This is a genomic window from Teichococcus aestuarii (genome assembly GCF_003116135.1).
Classification (GTDB): domain Bacteria; phylum Pseudomonadota; class Alphaproteobacteria; order Acetobacterales; family Acetobacteraceae; genus Pseudoroseomonas; species Pseudoroseomonas aestuarii.
The window spans coordinates 176,364-192,959 of the sequence record NZ_PDOA01000001.1; the positions used below are offsets into that span (position 1 = coordinate 176,364).

The 16,596-nt window shown below is 72.7% G+C and carries 19 protein-coding genes; 14 read left to right on the plus strand and 5 right to left on the minus strand.

What is annotated here, in order from left to right:
• The first annotated feature begins 6 nt into the window (after window positions 1-6).
• The 11 genes from CR165_RS00860 to gloA all read left to right on the plus strand — a co-directional run bounded on the left by CR165_RS00860 (window position 7) and on the right by gloA (window position 11,222).
• Window positions 7-798: an isoprenyl transferase gene (locus CR165_RS00860; RefSeq protein WP_109515066.1), complete on the plus strand. Its 792-nt coding sequence runs from the start codon at window positions 7-9 to the stop codon at window positions 796-798.
• A 3-nt stretch (window positions 799-801) separates the two neighbouring features.
• The gene (locus CR165_RS00865; protein WP_109515067.1) at window positions 802-1,671 is read left to right on the plus strand and encodes a phosphatidate cytidylyltransferase; all 870 of its coding nucleotides are present in this window, start codon (window positions 802-804) and stop codon (window positions 1,669-1,671) included.
• Between the two features lie 11 nt (window positions 1,672-1,682).
• The gene (dxr, locus tag CR165_RS00870; protein ID WP_109515452.1) at window positions 1,683-2,849 is read left to right on the plus strand and encodes a 1-deoxy-D-xylulose-5-phosphate reductoisomerase; all 1,167 of its coding nucleotides are present in this window, start codon (window positions 1,683-1,685) and stop codon (window positions 2,847-2,849) included.
• Window positions 2,850-2,960: 111 nt separating this feature from the next.
• The gene (rseP, locus tag CR165_RS00875; RefSeq protein ID WP_181377976.1) at window positions 2,961-4,064 is read left to right on the plus strand and encodes an RIP metalloprotease RseP; all 1,104 of its coding nucleotides are present in this window, start codon (window positions 2,961-2,963) and stop codon (window positions 4,062-4,064) included.
• 219 nt (window positions 4,065-4,283) lie between these two features.
• Window positions 4,284-6,611: an outer membrane protein assembly factor BamA gene (gene bamA, locus CR165_RS00880; protein WP_109515068.1), complete on the plus strand. Its 2,328-nt coding sequence runs from the start codon at window positions 4,284-4,286 to the stop codon at window positions 6,609-6,611.
• Window positions 6,612-6,637: 26 nt separating this feature from the next.
• Window positions 6,638-7,399 (plus strand): OmpH family outer membrane protein, encoded by a 762-nt coding sequence (locus CR165_RS00885; protein WP_109515069.1) that lies wholly within the window; start codon window positions 6,638-6,640, stop codon window positions 7,397-7,399.
• Between the two features lie 5 nt (window positions 7,400-7,404).
• Window positions 7,405-8,511 (plus strand): UDP-3-O-(3-hydroxymyristoyl)glucosamine N-acyltransferase, encoded by a 1,107-nt coding sequence (gene lpxD, locus CR165_RS00890; RefSeq protein WP_109515070.1) that lies wholly within the window; start codon window positions 7,405-7,407, stop codon window positions 8,509-8,511.
• 5 nt (window positions 8,512-8,516) lie between these two features.
• Window positions 8,517-9,008: a 3-hydroxyacyl-ACP dehydratase FabZ gene (gene fabZ, locus CR165_RS00895; protein WP_109515071.1), complete on the plus strand. Its 492-nt coding sequence runs from the start codon at window positions 8,517-8,519 to the stop codon at window positions 9,006-9,008.
• A 4-nt stretch (window positions 9,009-9,012) separates the two neighbouring features.
• On the plus strand, window positions 9,013-9,894 hold the full coding sequence (gene lpxA, locus CR165_RS00900) for an acyl-ACP--UDP-N-acetylglucosamine O-acyltransferase (protein ID WP_109515072.1): 882 nt from the start codon (window positions 9,013-9,015) through the stop codon (window positions 9,892-9,894).
• A gap of 51 nt (window positions 9,895-9,945) precedes the next feature.
• The gene (locus CR165_RS00905; RefSeq protein ID WP_367604195.1) at window positions 9,946-10,794 is read left to right on the plus strand and encodes an LpxI family protein; all 849 of its coding nucleotides are present in this window, start codon (window positions 9,946-9,948) and stop codon (window positions 10,792-10,794) included.
• A gap of 14 nt (window positions 10,795-10,808) precedes the next feature.
• Window positions 10,809-11,222 carry a lactoylglutathione lyase gene (gene gloA / locus CR165_RS00910; protein ID WP_109515074.1) on the plus strand — a complete coding sequence of 138 codons (414 nt, stop codon included), beginning with the start codon at window positions 10,809-10,811 and terminating at the stop codon, window positions 11,220-11,222.
• 51 nt (window positions 11,223-11,273) lie between these two features.
• Here gloA and CR165_RS00915 read toward each other — a convergent pair whose 3' ends face one another.
• Window positions 11,274-12,083 carry an alpha/beta hydrolase gene (locus CR165_RS00915; RefSeq protein WP_109515075.1) on the minus strand — a complete coding sequence of 270 codons (810 nt, stop codon included), beginning with the start codon at window positions 12,081-12,083 and terminating at the stop codon, window positions 11,274-11,276.
• A gap of 202 nt (window positions 12,084-12,285) precedes the next feature.
• A complete protein-coding gene (locus CR165_RS00920) occupies window positions 12,286-12,738 on the minus strand; it encodes an acyl-CoA thioesterase (RefSeq protein ID WP_109515076.1) in 453 nt (150 codons plus the stop codon).
• Between the two features lie 269 nt (window positions 12,739-13,007).
• Here CR165_RS00920 and minC point away from each other — a divergent pair, with 269 nt between their 5' ends.
• Genes minC through minE form a run of 3 tightly spaced genes read left to right on the plus strand, consistent with a single transcriptional unit; the run spans window position 13,008 to window position 14,962 of the window.
• Window positions 13,008-13,760 (plus strand): septum site-determining protein MinC, encoded by a 753-nt coding sequence (minC, locus tag CR165_RS00925; protein WP_109515077.1) that lies wholly within the window; start codon window positions 13,008-13,010, stop codon window positions 13,758-13,760.
• A gap of 33 nt (window positions 13,761-13,793) precedes the next feature.
• A complete protein-coding gene (gene minD, locus CR165_RS00930; protein ID WP_109515078.1) occupies window positions 13,794-14,612 on the plus strand; it encodes a septum site-determining protein MinD in 819 nt (272 codons plus the stop codon).
• On the plus strand, window positions 14,609-14,962 hold the full coding sequence (gene minE / locus CR165_RS00935; protein WP_109515079.1) for a cell division topological specificity factor MinE: 354 nt from the start codon (window positions 14,609-14,611) through the stop codon (window positions 14,960-14,962). Before minD ends, minE begins: the two co-directional genes overlap by 4 nt.
• A 22-nt stretch (window positions 14,963-14,984) precedes the next feature.
• Here the strand turns inward: minE and CR165_RS00940 are convergent, their stop codons facing one another.
• From CR165_RS00940 to CR165_RS00950, 3 genes are all read right to left on the minus strand, one after another.
• Window positions 14,985-15,848: a DMT family transporter gene (locus CR165_RS00940; protein ID WP_109515080.1), complete on the minus strand. Its 864-nt coding sequence runs from the start codon at window positions 15,846-15,848 to the stop codon at window positions 14,985-14,987.
• Window positions 15,848-16,036 carry a hypothetical protein gene (locus CR165_RS00945; RefSeq protein WP_109515454.1) on the minus strand — a complete coding sequence of 63 codons (189 nt, stop codon included), beginning with the start codon at window positions 16,034-16,036 and terminating at the stop codon, window positions 15,848-15,850. The genes CR165_RS00940 and CR165_RS00945 overlap by 1 nt, the downstream gene beginning before the upstream one ends.
• A 72-nt stretch (window positions 16,037-16,108) precedes the next feature.
• Entirely contained in the window at window positions 16,109-16,561 is a 453-nt protein-coding gene (locus CR165_RS00950; protein WP_109515081.1) for a MarR family winged helix-turn-helix transcriptional regulator, read from the minus strand.
• Window positions 16,562-16,596: the final 35 nt, after the last annotated feature.

The window sequence follows — 16,596 nt, forward strand, 5'->3', positions numbered from 1 at the left end:
GGCAGCATGAGCGCGGCGCCTCTCAACCAGACTCTGGCCAGCGGCGCCGTGGCGGCGCTGGCGGAGACCCCTTCCTCCCAGACGGCTGGTCCCCAGGGTGGGCCCCTCCATGTGGGCCTCATCATGGACGGCAACCGCCGCTGGGCGCAGGCACGGGGCCTGCCGCGGGCGCTTGGCCACAAGGCGGGGGTGGAGGCGGTGCGCCGTGCCGTCCGGGCGGCGGGGGAGGCGGGGCTGCCCTGGCTCACCCTGTTCGCCTTCTCCTCCGAGAACTGGCAGCGCTCGGCCGACGAGGTGCGCGACCTCACCGGCCTGCTGCGCCTCTATTTGCGCCACGAGGTCGGCGCGCTGGCGAAGAACGGCGTGCGGCTGCGCGTCATCGGCGAGCGGGAGCGCTTCGGGCCGGAGATGATGGCGGCCATCGCCGAGGCGGAAGCGGCCACCGCGCAGAACAGCAGGCTGAACCTGACCGTGGCGCTCTCCTACGGCGCACGGGCCGAGATCGCAGCCGCCGCCCGCGCCCTGGCGCGCGAGGTCGCCGCCGGCCGCATCGACCCGGAGACGGTCGACGCCGCCGCGCTGGAGGCCCGCCTCTCCACCCGGGGCATGCCGGACCCGGACCTGATCATCCGCACCTCGGGCGAGCAGCGCCTGTCCAACTTCCTGCTCTGGCAGGCGGCCTATGCCGAGTTCGTCTTCCTCGACGTGCTGTGGCCGGACTTCCAGGCCACGCATCTCCAGGAGGCCCTGGCCGAGTACCGCCGCCGCTCGCGGCGCTTCGGCGTGGGCGCCGGCTGAGGCATGGCCCAGCCGCCCGCGACCTCCCCCGCCGCCGATTCCGCCAAGCGCTGGCGGGACCTGAAGAAGCGCGCCCTCTCCGCCGCCGTGCTGGGGCCGGGGGCGGTGCTGTGCATCTGGCTCGGCGCGGTGCCCTGGACGGCGCTGATGACCGTCGCCATCGCCCTGCTCACCTGGGAGTGGGTGCGGCTCTGCGGCCTGCGCAGCCGCGCCTGGCCGGGTGTCGCGGTTCCGGCGGCGGTGTTCGTCGCCTGCGCCCTCTCGGTGTTCGGGCTGACGGTGCCGGCGCTGGCCTGCCTCTTCGCCGGCTTCCTCGGTACCTGGATCGGCGCGCCGCGTCTGCGCCGGCGCACGCCCCCGCCGCCCTCGCTCTGGCTGGCGGCCGGGGTGCTCTACATCGGCATCGCCGGCATCGCCCTGATCGAGCTTCGGCACGACAATGACGCCGGGCGCGGCAACGTGCTGTTCCTGTTCCTGGTGGTCTGGGCCAGCGACATCGGCGCCTATCTGGTTGGCCGGCTGATCGGCGGGCCGAAGCTGGCGCCGGCCATCTCGCCGGGCAAGACCTGGTCGGGCGCGGCGGGCGGGCTGCTCAGCAGCATGGGCATCGGCTGGCTGGCGGCCGACTGGCTGGCTCCCGGCAACCCGGACGTCGCCAAGGTGCTGATCGTGGCCGCCCTGCTCGGCATCGCCACCCAGCTCGGCGACCTGCTGGAAAGCGCGGTGAAGCGCCACTTCAAGGTGAAGGATTCCTCGATGCTGATCCCCGGGCATGGCGGGCTGCTGGACCGGCTGGACGGGCTGCTGGCGGCCGCGCCGGTTGCCGCCCTGCTGGCCTTCGGCGTCGGCTACGGGGTGCCCCTGTGGCGGTGATCCCCGGCGCCTTGGCTCCGCGCAGCGTCACCATCCTGGGCAGCACCGGCTCGGTCGGCCGCAGCACCGTGGCGCTGCTGGAGGCGGCGGAGCCGGGGCGCTTCCCCGTCGTCGCGCTGGTCGCGGGGCGGGATGCCGCGGGGCTGGCCGCGCAGGCGCTGCGGCTGCGCCCGCAGATCGCCGTGCTGGCCGACGCGGCAGCGGGCGCCGAGCTGGCGCGGCTGCTGGAGGGCAGCGGCATCGCCACGGCCGCCGGGCCGCAGGCGGTGCTGGAGGCGGCCGCGCGGCCGGCGGACTGGACCATGGCCGCCATCGTCGGTGCCGCCGGGCTGGAGCCCACCCTGGCCGCCCTGTCCCATGGCGGCACGCTGGCGCTGGCCAACAAGGAGGCGCTGGTCTGCGCCGGCGACCTCGTGCTGGCCGCCGCGCGGGCCAGCGGCGCCACCCTGCTGCCGGTCGATTCCGAGCACAACGCCATCTTCCAGGCGCTCGACACGCGCGACCCGTCGGCGATCGAGCAGATCGTGCTCACGGCCTCGGGCGGGCCGTTCCGCGAGATGCCGCTGGAGCGCATGGCGCAGGTGACGCCCGAGCAGGCGCTGCGCCACCCCGTCTGGTCGATGGGCGCCAAGATCAGCATCGATTCGGCCACCATGATGAACAAGGGGCTGGAGCTGATCGAGGCGGCGCGGCTGTTCCCCGTGCCGGAGGCGAAGCTGGCCGTGCTGGTGCACCCGCAATCGGCGGTGCACGGCATGGTGCAGTATTGCGACGGCTCGATCCTGGCGCAGCTCGGCTCGCCGGACATGCGCACTCCCATCGCCCACGCCCTGGCCTGGCCGGCGCGGATGGCGGTGGATGTGCCGCGCCTCGACCTCGCCGCCCTGGCGCGGCTGGAGTTCTTCGCCCCCGACCCGGTTCGCTTTCCGGCGCTGCGCCTGGCGCGGGAGGCCTTGCGGGCCGGGGCCGGGGCCCCCACCATTTTGAATGCCGCGAACGAGGCGGCCGTCGGCCTGTTCCTGCAGCGCCGTCTCGGCTTCCTCGACATCGCCGCCGTGGTGGAGGAGACGCTGGCGGCGCTGGGCGCCCCCCCGATCCCCGATATTCCCGCCGTTCTGGCGCTGGACGCCGCGGCACGGCAGGATGCCCTGGCGCGCGCCGCCCGCCGCGCCGCCTGAACCCGCGCGGCGCGGCGCGCGGCATGACTTCGTGCCGCCGGCCCGCCGGCCCGGCACCCCCCTCGGCAAGCCGCGGCGCTGCCCGCCTCGGCCGGAGACGCGACCTTGGACATGCTGCCTGAGCCCTTCCGCTCCATCATCGCCTTCATCCTGGTGCTGGGCGTGCTCGTCTTCATCCATGAGCTGGGCCACTACCTCGCCGCCCGCTGGCGCGGCGTGCATGTGGAGGTGTTCTCCATCGGCTTCGGCCGGCCGATCCGCCAGTGGGTGGACCGGCGCGGCTGCGAGTGGCGCATCGCCTGGCTGCCGCTGGGCGGCTTCGTGAAGCTGCACGGCCAGGAGGGGCCGGACGACGCAACGCCGGAGCAGCGCGCCCGCTGGCGCCAGGGCGAGACCTTCCACGACAAGCCGGTGCGCGACCGCGCCATCGTCGTCGCCGCCGGGCCGGTGGCCAATTTCCTGCTGGCGGCCGCGCTGTTCGCCGGCCTCTACATGACGGTGGGGCAGCCCCAGCCCACCGCCACGGTCGGCACGGTGGTGGAGAACAGCGCCGCCGCCCGCGCCGGCCTGCTGCCCGGCGACCGCATCCTCAGCCTCGACGGCGCGGCCGTCAGCCGCTTCGAGCAGATCCAGGCGCATATCCAGCCGCGCGCCGGCCAGCCGGTGGAGATCCGCATCCAGCGCGGCGGCCAGGAGCAGGCGCTGCGCGCCACGCCGGACAGCCGCGCCGCGGGCGAGGCGACGGTGGGCGTGCTCGGCATCTCCGGCGGGGCGCCGGAGTTCAACCGCCTCAACCCCTTCAGCGCCCTGGCCGCCGGCGCCGCCCAGACCTGGGACGTGACGGTGCAGACCCTGGCCGGGCTGTGGCAGATGATCGCCGGCCAGCGCGGCACGGAGGAGCTGGGCGGGCCGCTGCGCATCGCGCAGATCTCGGGCCAGGTGGCGCAGCTCGGCATCGCCAGCCTGGTCTCCTTCATGGCCATCCTCTCGGTCAACCTGGCGCTGATCAACCTCTTCCCCATCCCGGTGCTGGATGGCGGTCACCTGCTGTTCTACGCCGCCGAGGCCATCCGCGGCCGGCCGCTGCCGCCGCGCGCGATCGAGTACGGCTTCCGCGCCGGCTTCGCGCTGCTCATCGCGCTGTTCATCTTCGCCACCTTCAACGACCTCTCGAGCCTCGGCGTGGTGCGCTGGGTGAGCGGGCTGGTGGGCTGACCGGACAGGCGGGGGAGGGGTCCTCCTTCCCCGCCCGGCTCAGGCGATGTTGATGCCTCGGCCGGTAAGGCCTTGGGGTGGCTGCTGAAACTTCCTGAACGGCCGATGGGCAAGTGGGGGTGGCGGGGCGCGCTGTTCCCCGCTAGTCTCCCGCGGCCCGAGACGCCCCGTTTTCGGCGGTTTTCCCTTGGCCCCCATCAACCGGCCCGGATCCGACCTTTGCACGCTACCCGCGCCCTCCTGCTCGCCGCCACCTGCCTCGTGCCCGTGCTGCTCCCGCCCGAGGCGGTGGCGCAGCCAAGGCGCGGCGCCGCCGCCGCGGCCCAGCCCGCCAACGGCGTCATCCGCCAGATCGACGTGGAGGGGAATCAGCGCATCGAGGCGGATACCGTCCGCTCCTACATGCTGGTGCAGCCGGGGGACGCCTTCGACTCCGACCGGCTGGACCGCAGCCTCCGCACCCTCTTCGCCACCGGCCTGTTCCGCGACGTGCAGATCGGCCGCCAGGGCGACCGGGTGGTGGTGCGGGTGCAGGAGAACCCGATCGTCAACCAGGTGGCGTTCGAGGGGAACAGCAAGCTCTCGGACGACACGCTGCGCCCCGAGGTGCAGCTGCGCCCGCGCGCCGTGTTCACCCCCGCCGCCGCCCAGGCGGACCGCCAGCGCCTGCTGGAGCTCTACGCCCGCCGCGGCCGCTTCGCCGCGCGCGTCGAGCCCAAGGTGATCGAGCGCGACCAGAACCGGGTGGACCTCGTCTTCGAGATCACCGAGGGCGACGCGGCGCTGATCAGCCGCATCAACTTCGTCGGCAACGAGAACTTCTCCGACAGCCGGCTGAAGGAGATCGTCTCGTCGCGCGAGGCGGCCTGGTACCGCCCCTTCAGCTCCTCCGACACCTATGAGCCGGAGCGGCTGAACTTCGACCGCGAGCTGCTGCGCCGCTACTACCAGCGCCAGGGCTACGCCGATGCGAACGTCACCGGCGCCACCGCCGAGCTGGCGCCGGACCGCAGCGGCTTCTTCGTCACCTACACCGTCAACGAAGGCCCGCGTTACAGCGTCGGCAAGGTGGAGATCACCTCCGCCCTGCGCAACGTGACCGCCGAGCGCCTGCAGCGCGTGATGGAGATCTCGCCCGGCGACCGGTACGATGGCGACGCCGTCGAGCGCATGGTGCAGACCCTGACCGACGAGGCCAACCTCGCCGGCGCGCCCTTCGTCGAGGTGGAGCCGCGCGTGACGCGCGACCGCCAGGGCCGCAAGGTGGACCTGGTCTTCGAGGTGAAGGAAGGCCAGCGCGTCTACGTCAACCGCATCGACATCACCGGCAACACCCGCACGCAGGACCGCGTCATCCGCCGCGAGTTCCGCATCGCCGAGGGGGATGCCTTCAACGCCGCGCAGGTCCGCCGCTCGCGCCAGCGCATCCGCGACCTGGGCTATTTCCAGGACGTGCAGATCAACCCGGTGCCCGGCGCCACGCCGGACCAGGTGAACCTGAACACCAATGTCGCCGAGCGCGCCACGGGCGAGATCTCGATCGGCGGCGGCTACTCCACCGATGCCGGCGCCCTGGCCGATCTCGGCCTGCGCGAGCGCAACATCCTCGGCACCGGCATCGACGCGCGGGTGAACACCACCCTGGCGCAGCGCCGCAGCCAGGTGGACCTCTCCGTCACCGACCCGTCCTTCATGGACCGCAACCTCGCCGTCGGCGTCGACCTGTTCTACGTGGTGCGCGACCTGACCGACTATTCGGGCTACGAGGAGCGCCGCGCCGGCTTCAGCCTGCGCGCCGGCTACGAGTTCAACGAGCGGCTGCGCCAGTCCTGGTCCTACACCCTGTCGCGCCGCAACGTGTTCAACGTGCTGGACGACGCCTCGATCTACATCCAGGAGCAGAAGGGCGTCACCGTCCTGTCGCAGGTCGGCCAGACGCTGACCTACGACACGCGCGATTCCCGCCTCGACCCGCGCGACGGCTACGTGCTGCGCCTGGGCACCGACCTGGCCGGCCTCGGCGGCGACGTGAACTACCTGCGCACGCGCCTCGACGGCACCTACTACGTGCCCTTCGAGCGGCTGCTGGGCGACCCGGACTACGTGCTCGCCATCTCCGCCGGCGTCGGCCACATGTTCAGCTATGGCGGGCGCGACAAGGATGAGCGGATCATCGACCGCTTCTTCCTCGGCGGCGAGAACCTGCGCGGCTTCGCCGTCGCCGGCGCCGGCCCGCGCGACACCAGCACGCAGGACGCCCTGGGCGGCCGCACCATCTGGACGCAGACCACCGAGATGCGCTTCCCGCTCCCGGTGCCGTCCGAGCTTGGCCTGCTCGGCCGCGCCTTCGTCGATGTCGGCTCGCTCACCGGCATCGATTCCGCCCCCAACATCGTCGATGACTCGTCCCCCCGCGTGGGCGCGGGCGTCGGCATCTCGTGGCGCAGCCCGTTCGGTCTGATCAACATCGACCTGGCGCAGGCCCTGGTGAAGAAGTCCTACGACGAGACGCAGGTCTTCCGCTTCGGCTTCGGCACGCGCTTCTGAGCCTAATACGACGGAGTTTCCCGAACATGGCGCGACGCGTCTCCGCAGCGCTTGCGATGGCCCTGATGTCCTCCACCCTGCTCTCGGGCGGGGTGGCGATGGCCCAGCAGCAGGAGTGGTTCGTTCCTCCCAACCAGGCGCAGCAGCAGCAGCCTGCCCAGCGCCCGGCCCAGGCGCCGCAGCAGCGCCCCGCGCAGCGCGCCGTGCAGCCCAACCCGGCGCCGCTGCCGCCCGGCGAGCCGCCGCCGAATGCCGTCATCGGCATCGTCGACGTGCCCGAGGTGCAGCGCAACTCCACCGCCTTCAACAAGGTGCGCGAGGAGATCGAGAAGCGGCGCCAGAAGCTGAACGACGACCTGCAGCGTGAGCAGACCCGCTGGCGCGAGGAGCAGCAGCAGCTCGTCAACCAGCGCGCCAGCCTCTCGCCCGAGGAACTGCGCACCAAGGAGCGCGACCTGCAGGAGCGGGTGACCGACAGCCAGCGCATCTTCCGCGACCGCAGCCGCAACATCGAGCAGGCGGCGCAGCAGGCGCTGCAGGAGATCGAGCAGGCGCTGGCGGTGGTGATCCGCCAGGTCTCGGCCAGCCGCAAGGTGAACATGGTGCTGCCGCGCGCCGTGGTCATCTACAACGAGCCCCCCTTCGACCTGACGGGCGAGGTCTCCACCCAGCTCAACAAGGTGCTGAAGTCGGTGACGCTGGCGGCGGAGGATGCCCCGGCGCCCGCTCCCGCGGCGGCCCGTCCGGCCCAGCAGGGCCAGGGCCAGCAGGCGCCGCGGCGGAACTGAGCGCGATGGCGGCTGACCCGCGCTTCCACGCGGGCACCGGCCCGCACCGCCTGGACCGGATCGCCGCGGTGGCCGGACTGCCGGAAGGCAGTCTCGGCGCCGATGCGGCGCGCCTCTTCGAGGATGTGGCGCCGCTGCACGAGGCGGGGCCGGCGCAGATCGCCTTCCTCGACGGCCGCCGCCACCTGGCCGCGCTGCGCGAGAGCCGGGCGGGCGCCGTCATCCTGCCGCCGGACCTGGCCGGCCAGGTGCCGGAAGGCTGCGTGGCGCTGCCCTCGCCGGCGCCGCACCTGGCCTTCGCCCGCGTGGCGGCGCTGTTCCACCCGGCGCCCGCGCCGCTGCCCGGCATCCACCCCACCGCCGTCGTCGCCGCCGACGCCGTGCTGGGGGAGGGCAGCGAGGTCGGGCCCTATGCCGTGATCGGCGCCGGCGCGGTGCTGGGCGCGCGCGCCTATGTCGGACCCCATGCCGTGATCGGCCCCGGCTGCGTCTTCGGCGACGATGCGCGCATCCATGCCCATGCCAGCGCCATCTGCTGCATCGCCGGCCACCGCGTCACGCTGCACCACGGCGCGCGGGTGGGGCAGGAGGGCTTCGGCTTCACGCCGACGCCGGAGGGCCGCTACGTCACCATTCCGCAGCTCGGCCGCGTGCGGCTGGGCGACGAGGTGGAGATCGGCGCCAATGCCTGCGTCGACCGCGGCGCGCTGGGCGACACGGTGCTCGGCCCCGGCACGCGGCTCGACAATCTGGTGCAGATCGGCCACAACGTGAGCACCGGCCGTGGCTGCGTCATCGTCGCGCAGGTCGGAATCTCCGGCTCCACCCGGCTTGGCGACTACGTGACCATCGCCGGCCAGGCCGGGCTGACCGGGCACCTGACCATCGGCAGCAAGGCGCGTATCGGCGCTCAGGCCGGCGTCCAGAGCGACGTGCCGCCTGGGCAGGATGTGACCGGTTCCCCCGCGATGCCGGTGAAGGATGCCTTGCGGGCCGCGCTCTACCTGCGGAAATTGGGTGCCCGTAAGGGAACCGGCTCCGCTGCGGCCACCGCCCGGGAAACGGCAGAACAGAAGGGGCCGCCAGCAGGGCGGCCAGGACATACGGACTGATCGGCATGGACCAGCAAGAACAGCCGGCCTCGGACGAGGCGGCGCACAAGCAGAATCTGGAGACCTGCGACATCGCGCGCATCATGCGCGCCATTCCGCACCGGTATCCTTTCCTGCTGCTCGACCGCATGGTGGAGATGAAGCTGGGCGAGAGTGCCATCGGCATCAAGAACGTCACCATCAACGAGCCGTTCTTCCAGGGCCACTTCCCGAGCCATCCGGTGATGCCGGGCGTGCTGATCATCGAGGCGATGGCGCAGACCGCCGCCGTGCTGGTGGTCGAGACGCTCGGCCCCAGCGCGCATGGCAAGATCGTCTATTTCATGAGCATCGAGAACGCCAAGTTCCGCCGCCCCGTGGTGCCGGGAGACCAGCTGCGGATTCACATCAACAAGGACCGTCAGCGCGGCAATGTCTGGAAGTTCAATGCCGTGGCGCGCGTCGATGGCGTCGCCGTGGCGGAAGCCAGCTACGCCGCGATGATCATGGACCGCTGAGCGGATGCTCGATCGCGTGACGCAGACAGACAACACAGCCCCCGACCCGATCCACCCCACCGCCGAGATCCACCCCACCGCCATCGTCGCGCCGGGCGCGCGCATCGGCGCAGGCTGCCGCATCGGGCCGTGGTGCACCGTCGGGCCGGACGCCGTGCTGGCCGAAGGCGTGGTGCTCACCTCCCATGTCATCGTCGAGGGCCATGCCGAGATCGGCGAGAAGGTGCAGGTCAGCCCCTTCGCCACCATCGGCCTGGCGCCGCAGGACCTGAAGTACAGGGGCGAGCCCACCCGCGTGGTCATCGGCGCCCGCACCATGATCCGCGAGCACGCCACCGTGCACCGCGGCAGCATCGGCGGCCACGGCATCACCACCGTGGGCGCGGATTGCCTGCTGATGGTCAACGCCCATGTCGGGCATGACTGCACGCTGGACCACCACGTCATCCTCGCCAACAACGTGATGCTGGGCGGGCATGTCGAGATCGCCGACACGGTGTTCGTCGGCGGCGGCGCGGCCATCCACCAGTTCGTCCGCATCGGCCGGCAGGTGGTGGTGGGCGGCATGAGTGGCGTGGAGGCGGACATCATCCCCTTCGGCGCCGTCATGGGCAACCGCGCCCGGCTGACCGGGCTGAACCTGATCGGCCTCAAGCGCCGCGGCTTCCCGCGCAGCCAGATCCACACGCTGCGCGCCGCCTACCGCAGCCTGTTCCGCACCGCCGGCGTCTTCCAGGACCGCGTGGACATCACCGAGGCCAGCTTCGGCGAGGACCCGGTGGTGCAGGAGATCCTGGCCTTCATCCGCGCCGACAGCCGCCGCGGCCTCTGCCGCGCCGGCCGCGAGCTGCTGGATGAGGAGGAAGGCGCCGAGGCCGCGGCGTGACAGGCGCCGGGGCCTGAGCCGGTGTCTTCGCCCGTCATGCCGCGGCCTGGAATGCCGCCGCTCGGGATGATCGTCGGCGGCGGGCTGCTGCCGCAGCGCGCCGCCGCCGCCGCCGCCGCCGCCGGCCGCGTGCCGCATGTGGTGGTGTTGGAAGGCTTCGGCGAACCGCGCGACTATGCGGCCTATCCGCACATCGTCTGCCGCCTCGGCGCCGCCGGCCGCATGCTGGAGTGGCTGCGCGCCGCCGGGGCGCGCGACCTGGTGCTGGCCGGCCGCGTCTCCCGCCCCAGCTTCTTCGCGCTGCGGCCGGATGCGGGGGCGGCGAGGATGCTGCCGCGCATCGGCATGCGTGCCTTCGGCGGCGACGATTCGCTGCTGACCGCCGTGCTGCGCGTGCTGCGCGAGGAGGGCTTCAACCCGATGGAAGCCTATGCCGTGCTGGAGGACTTGCTGGTGCGCGACCCCACCGCCCTGACCACCCATCTGCCGGACGAGGATGCCCGGCGCGACATCCGCCGCGGCCTCGCCGTGGTGCGGGCGCTCGGCGCCGTCGATGTGGGGCAGGGGGCGGTGGTGCAGCAGGGGCTGGTGCTGGCCGTCGAGGCGATCGAGGGCACCGACGCCATGCTGGCCCGCGCCGGCACGCTGCGGCGCGAGGGGCCGGGCGGCGTGCTGGTGAAGATCCTGAAGCCGGGCCAGGACCGGAGGGTGGACCTGCCCACCATCGGGCCGGACACGGTGGCCAATGCCGCCGCTGCCGGCCTGCGCGGTATTGCCATCGAGGCGAACGGCACCATCATCGTCGACCGTGCGGCGACCGCCGCGGCGGCCGAGGCGGCCGGACTGTTCCTGCTGGCCATCGACCCGTCGCACGAAGCCTGGTCCGAAACCATCTCCTGACAGGGAAACACCCCATGAGCAGCTTCCTGCACACCATGATCCGCGTCGGCAACCTGGAGCGGAGCGTGGATTTCTACACGCGCCTGCTCGGCATGCAGGAGCTGCGCCGCAACGACGTGCCGGACGGCAAGTACACGCTGGTCTTCGTCGGCTACGCACCGGAGAGCACCGGCGCGGGCGTCATCGAGCTGACCTACAATTACGGCGTGGACAAGTACGAGCTGGGCAACGCCTTCGGCCATCTTGCCATCGGCGTGCCGGATGTCTATGCCACCTGCGAGAAGCTGCGCGCCGAGGGCGCCAAGATCACGCGCGAGCCGGGGCCTGTGAAGTTCGGCACCACCGTGATCGCCTTCGTCGAGGACCCGGACGGGTACAAGATCGAGCTGATCGAGCGCAAGTCGGCGGAAGCCGGGACGCGCGGCTAACAGGCGTCCCCGCCCGGGGGAGGCTGTCCCCCGGGCCCCGGCCGCCGGCCCTCAGGCCTCCTCGATCAGCGCGCGCGCCGCGTGGCAGAGCAGGCCGTCCGGCGCGCGCAGCGTCTCCAGCAGCGTCGCCTCGTCCAGGCCGGGCAGCGGCAGCAGCGGGGCGGCGCAGCCTTCCCGCTGCCGCAGCGCGTGGAAGGCGCGGGACTGCCGCTGCGCCGCCTCCGGCTCCGCCTCGCCATAGGCCAGCGCGAAGGGCTTGCGCACCACCGGCAGGCGCTGCGGCGAGAGCACCTCCACCTCCAGCGGCGTCAGCCCCAGCCTCTCCTCCAGTGATTCCAGTTCGTAGAGGCCGGAAAGGCCGAGCCCGGCCTTCACGCGCGGATGGCCGAGCAGCATGGCGGCCAGATGCGCGCCGGAGTTCCAGCCGCAGAGCAGCACCGGCCCGGTGATGCCGTGCAGCGGCCCCTGCGCCGCCAGCCAGTCGAGCGCGCGGTGACCCTGCCGGACGATGCGCGTCAGGCTGGCCTCCGGCATCAGGCTGTGGCCGGGCAGGGCGGCCGACCAGCCATGCGCCAGCAGCCCCTGCGCCAGCGCGCCGAAGCCCTGCCGGCCGCCTTCCCGCCAGCCGCCGCCATGCAGCAGCACCACGCAGGGCGCGGCGGGGTCGATGGCGGGGTAGAGATCCCACCGGCAGGCCTCGGCGGCCGCGTAGGGAAGGTCCAGCCTGCCGGGCCGGGCGGCCCGCAGCGCCCGCGAATCCTCCGCCCACTGGCCGGCCAGCTCCGCCGCCGAGAGGCCCGGCCCGCCGCGGCGGAGCACCGTCCGTCCACCCTGCGGCGCGGCCTGCGGAGGCGGGATCATCGCCTCGCCCCACCTGGGTGGCGGTCCTTCAAGGGCGCCGTGCAGCGGTGGGGATGCGACATGCCGGGACACTCCTTGCTCGGGCCGTCCTGGCCCTTTGCAACCGGCGTGCCGCGCCGGGCGAGGCCGGGGCCGGCGGTCCCCGGGCCTGCCCGGCGGGTGCGGCGGCCGCCCACCCCTTGTGCAGTTGCGCCGCGGCGGGTCAGCCCGGCGGGGAGACGAGCAGCGGTGCCAGCGCCTCGCGCAGGGCCGGCGGCACCGGCACGGTCTGCCGCTGCGTCGCCGCGTCCACCTGCACATGGATGAAGTGGCCCTCGGCGCAGGCCAGGTCCTCGCCCGGGCGGAACAGCCCGATCTCGTAGCGCACCGAACTGCGCCCGACATGCGCGACCCGCAGCCCGCCCGCCAGCACATCCGGGAAATGGGCGGGGCTGTGGAAGCGGCACATCGTCTCCACCACCACGGCCAGGCTGGAGCCGGGATCGGCCGGGGTGGGCTGCAGGCCGCGCCCGGCCAGGAACAGCGCCACCAGCGTGTCGAAGTAGAAGTAGTAGGCGGCGTTGTTGATGTGGCCGTAGCTGTCCTGGTCGCCCCAGCGGGTGGGGATGTCCTGGAAGTGCCGGTACTCGGCCCGGCGGGGGATGCTCTTGCTCATGCGCGGGGCGCGGTCCTTGTCGTGATGCGGGGCTGCGATGCGGGGCTGCAATGCGGGGCGGGCTGTGGCACGCCGCCCACGCCCGGCGGCAAAAATCCGCGCGGGGGGGCGGGGTTTGCGCGGCCCGGGCTTCGCCCTGGCGCGTGGGCCTTGTATAAAAGAAGAATTCCTGGCGAACAGGGCGCCGATCGGTGGCAATATGCCGCCGCCGGCCCGCCCGGCCTGCCGGAGTCCCGCAACCCGACCAGCCAGGATCGTTTCCGCGCACGATGTCAGCACCCGCCGCCAATCCCCGCCTTGAGCCATTCCGGCTGCGCGGCGCGAATTTCAATCTGCTGGTGCTCCGGCTGCTCGATCCACGGCACGAGGTGATTGTTCCTGCCCTCGGCGACCAGTTCCGCCGCGCGCCCGGCTTCCTGCGCTTCGCGCCGCTGGTGATCGGGCTGGACGACCTGGCGGTGGCGCCGCACGAGGTGGATTTCGCCACCCTCGCGGCCGAGCTGCGCCGCATCGAGATCATGCCCATCGGCACCGTGGGCGGCTCGCCGGAGATGAAGGCCGCAGCCCAGAGCGCCGGCCTGCCGCCGCTGCGTGCCGCCGGCGCGCAGGAGGAGGTGGCGCTGGCGCCGCCGCCCCCGCCCGCCGCCAGCAGCGAGCCGCCGCCCGCGCCGCCGCTGCCGCCCGGGTCGATGCGCCCCACCGTCATCGTCGACCACGCGGTGCGCGCTGGCCAGCGCATCTGGGCCCAGGGTGCCGATCTTATCATCAACGGCACGGTCAATCCGGGCGGCGAGGTGATTGCGGACGGCAACCTGCACGTCTATGGCGCCCTCCGGGGCCGGGCCATCGCCGGCGGGGCCGACAACATGGAAGCGCGCGTCTTCGCGTTGAATTTCGATCCGGAACTGGTTTCCATCGCCGGCTACTACGCCGTGCGGGAGGGGCTGACGGACGCGCCGATCGGCAAGCCGGCGCAGGTGCGGCTGATCGGCGAGAACATGCGGTTTGACCGGCTGGGCTGAGCCCGCTTCCCACCCGGCAGAGAGGAGAGACCAATGGCGCAAGTGATCGTGGTGACGTCGGGCAAGGGAGGGGTCGGCAAGACCACAAGCTCCGCCGCCTTCGCCACCGGTCTCGCCCAGAGCGGCAAGAAGACGGTGGTCATCGACTTCGACGTCGGCCTGCGCAACCTCGACCTCATCATGGGCGTCGAGCGCCGCGTGGTGTTCGACATCGTCAACGTCATCAGCGGCGAGGCGCGGCTGAACCAGGCGCTGATCCGCGACAAGCGGGTGGACACCCTCTCGATCCTCCCTGCCAGCCAGACGCGGGACAAGGACGCCCTCACCAAGGAGGGCGTGGCGCAGATCATCGACGAGCTGAGCCAGGATTTCGACTACATCGTCTGCGACAGCCCCGCCGGCATCGAGAAGGGCGCGCTGCTGGCTCTCTACTTCGCCGACCAGGCGATCATCGTCACCAACCCGGAAGTCTCCTCCGTCCGGGACAGTGACCGCATCCTCGGCGTGCTGCAGTCCAAGTCGCGCCGCGCCGAGGAGAAGAAGGAGCCGGTGAAGGAGCACCTCCTCGTCACCCGGTACGCGCCGGAGCGGGTGGAGAGGGGCGAGATGCTGAAGCTCGAGGATGTGCGCGAGATCCTCGCCATCCCGCTGCTCGGCGTCATCCCCGAGAGCGAGAGCGTGCTGAAGGCCTCCAACACCGGCAGCCCGGTGATCCTGGACGACGTGTCGAACGCCGGCCAGGCCTACAAGGACGCGGTCGCCCGCTTCCTGGGCGAGGACCGCCCGCACCGCTTCATCGACCCGGAGAAGCGGGGCTTCCTGTCGCGCCTGTTCGGGGGGAGGGCCGCATGAGCTGGCTCGACGTCTTCCGGGGCAAGAGCAAGCCGCCGCCCAGCGCGGGTGCCGCCAAGGAGCGGCTGCAGATCGTGCTGGCGCATGAGCGCATCAGCCGCACGGGCGACGATTTCCTGCCGCGGCTGCAGAAGGAGCTGATCCAGGTGGTGGCGCGCTACGTCGCCATCGACCCGAAGGCGGTGAACATCTCGCTCGACCGCGGCGGCGACATGAGCACGCTGGCGATCGAGGTGGAACTGCCGGCGCCGGAGAAGCCCAAGCCCGGCGCCGACGCCCCCGCCGGCAAGGCGGCCGCGCCGGAAGCGCCGGCCGGCAGCAAGGCCGAGGCCGGCCAGAAGGCCTCCTGAAGCCCGGGGAACCGGCGCGGCCTCAGCGGCCGCGCCGCACCAGGTAGAGGGTGGCGCCGAGCATCACCACCGTGCCGGCCAGCAGCGCCAGGCCCGGCCGCTCGGCATAGATGGCCCAGCCCAGCATGGCGCTGGCCGGAATCTGCGCATACTCGATCGGCGCCAGCAGCCCGACCTCCGCCCGCCGCGCCGCGGCCGAGGCGGCGAGGTCGCTGCCCAGCGCGAACAGCGTGCCGCCCACCAGCATGGCCAGGGCGAACAGGCTCGGCGTCTGCCAGACGAAGGCCGAGACCGGCCCCCAGAACAGCACCGAGATCACCGAGTACCAGGCCACCACCCGCACCGGCGGCTCGGTGGCCGAAAGGGCGCGGAAGGTGATCAGCACCAGGGCGCTGCACATCCCCGCCGCCAGCGCCGCCGGCGTGCCGAGCGAGAGGCTGCCGCCGGGCTGCGCGACGATCAGCACGCCGACGAAGCCGATGGCGGCGGCCAGCGCCCGGTCGCGCCGCACCGCCTCGTGCAGCAGCAGCGCCGCCAGCGGCAGCACCCAGAGCGGGCGGGCGCTCATCATCGCCACCGCGTCGGCCAGCGGCAGCAGGGTGATGGCGAGGAGCTGGAGCAGGAAGGTGGCGATGCCGGCGGCACCGCGCGCCAGGTGCAGCTTCGGCCGGCGCGTGGCCAGCGCCGCGATGGGGCCGGCGCGCAGGATCCAGGGCGACAGGATGGCCAGGGTGATCAGCCCGCGCGCGAAGGGCACCAGCGGCACCGGCAGCCCCTCGCGCAGGGCGGCGCGGTAGCAGGCATTCACGCCCGCGCCGCACAGGGCGGCCAGCAGCATCAGCCCGATGCCCGCCAGCGCGGCGGAGGGCCGGCGGGCCAGCGGCATCAGCGGCGGGGCGCGAGCTCGGATTCCAGCGCCTTGATCTTGGCGGTCAGCGACTCCCGCAGCGAGGCGGCGGCGTGCGGCTTCAGCGCCGCCAGCGCCTCCTTCAGGTCGCGCAGCTGGCGCTTCTTCTCCTCGGTGGTGCGGGAGATGGGACGATTGCCGGAGAGCTGGCCGTCGAACGCACGCATGGTCGTCATGTCCTTGTGGCAGGGGCCGCGCATCCTGTGCGGGCGCGCAGGGAAAGAGGAAGGAGAGGCGTCTCAGAGACCGTTCAGCTTGCGCAGCAGGCAGAGCAGGGCCTCCCGCTCCGCCGCGTCCAGCGGCTGGGCGATCCGGTCCTCATGCTCTCCCACGCGGGCCTTGAAGGGCGGCAGCAGCGCCATCCCCTCGGCGCTCAGGCGCAGGGCCTGGGCGCGCCGGTCGCTGGGAACCGCATGCCGCTCCACCAGCCCGCGCTCGGTGAGGCGCTGCATGGCCGGGCTCAGCGTGGACTTGTCCAGCGCCGCGGCCGTGGCGAGCTGCCCGAGGGTGATGCCGGGATTGGCCTCCACCAGGCAGAGCAGCGCGAACTCCCCGGAGGTGATGCCGAACTCGGCCGTGCTCTCGGTGAAATCCAGCAACATGCGGGTATGGGCGCGGCGCAGCAGATGCCCGAGCAGCCCCGGCAGGGGCCCCAGGTCGATCGGCTCCTGCCTGAATCGCTCCGCGTCCATGGCCGCAGCATAGCGCAGCCGGCGATGGGGAGGAA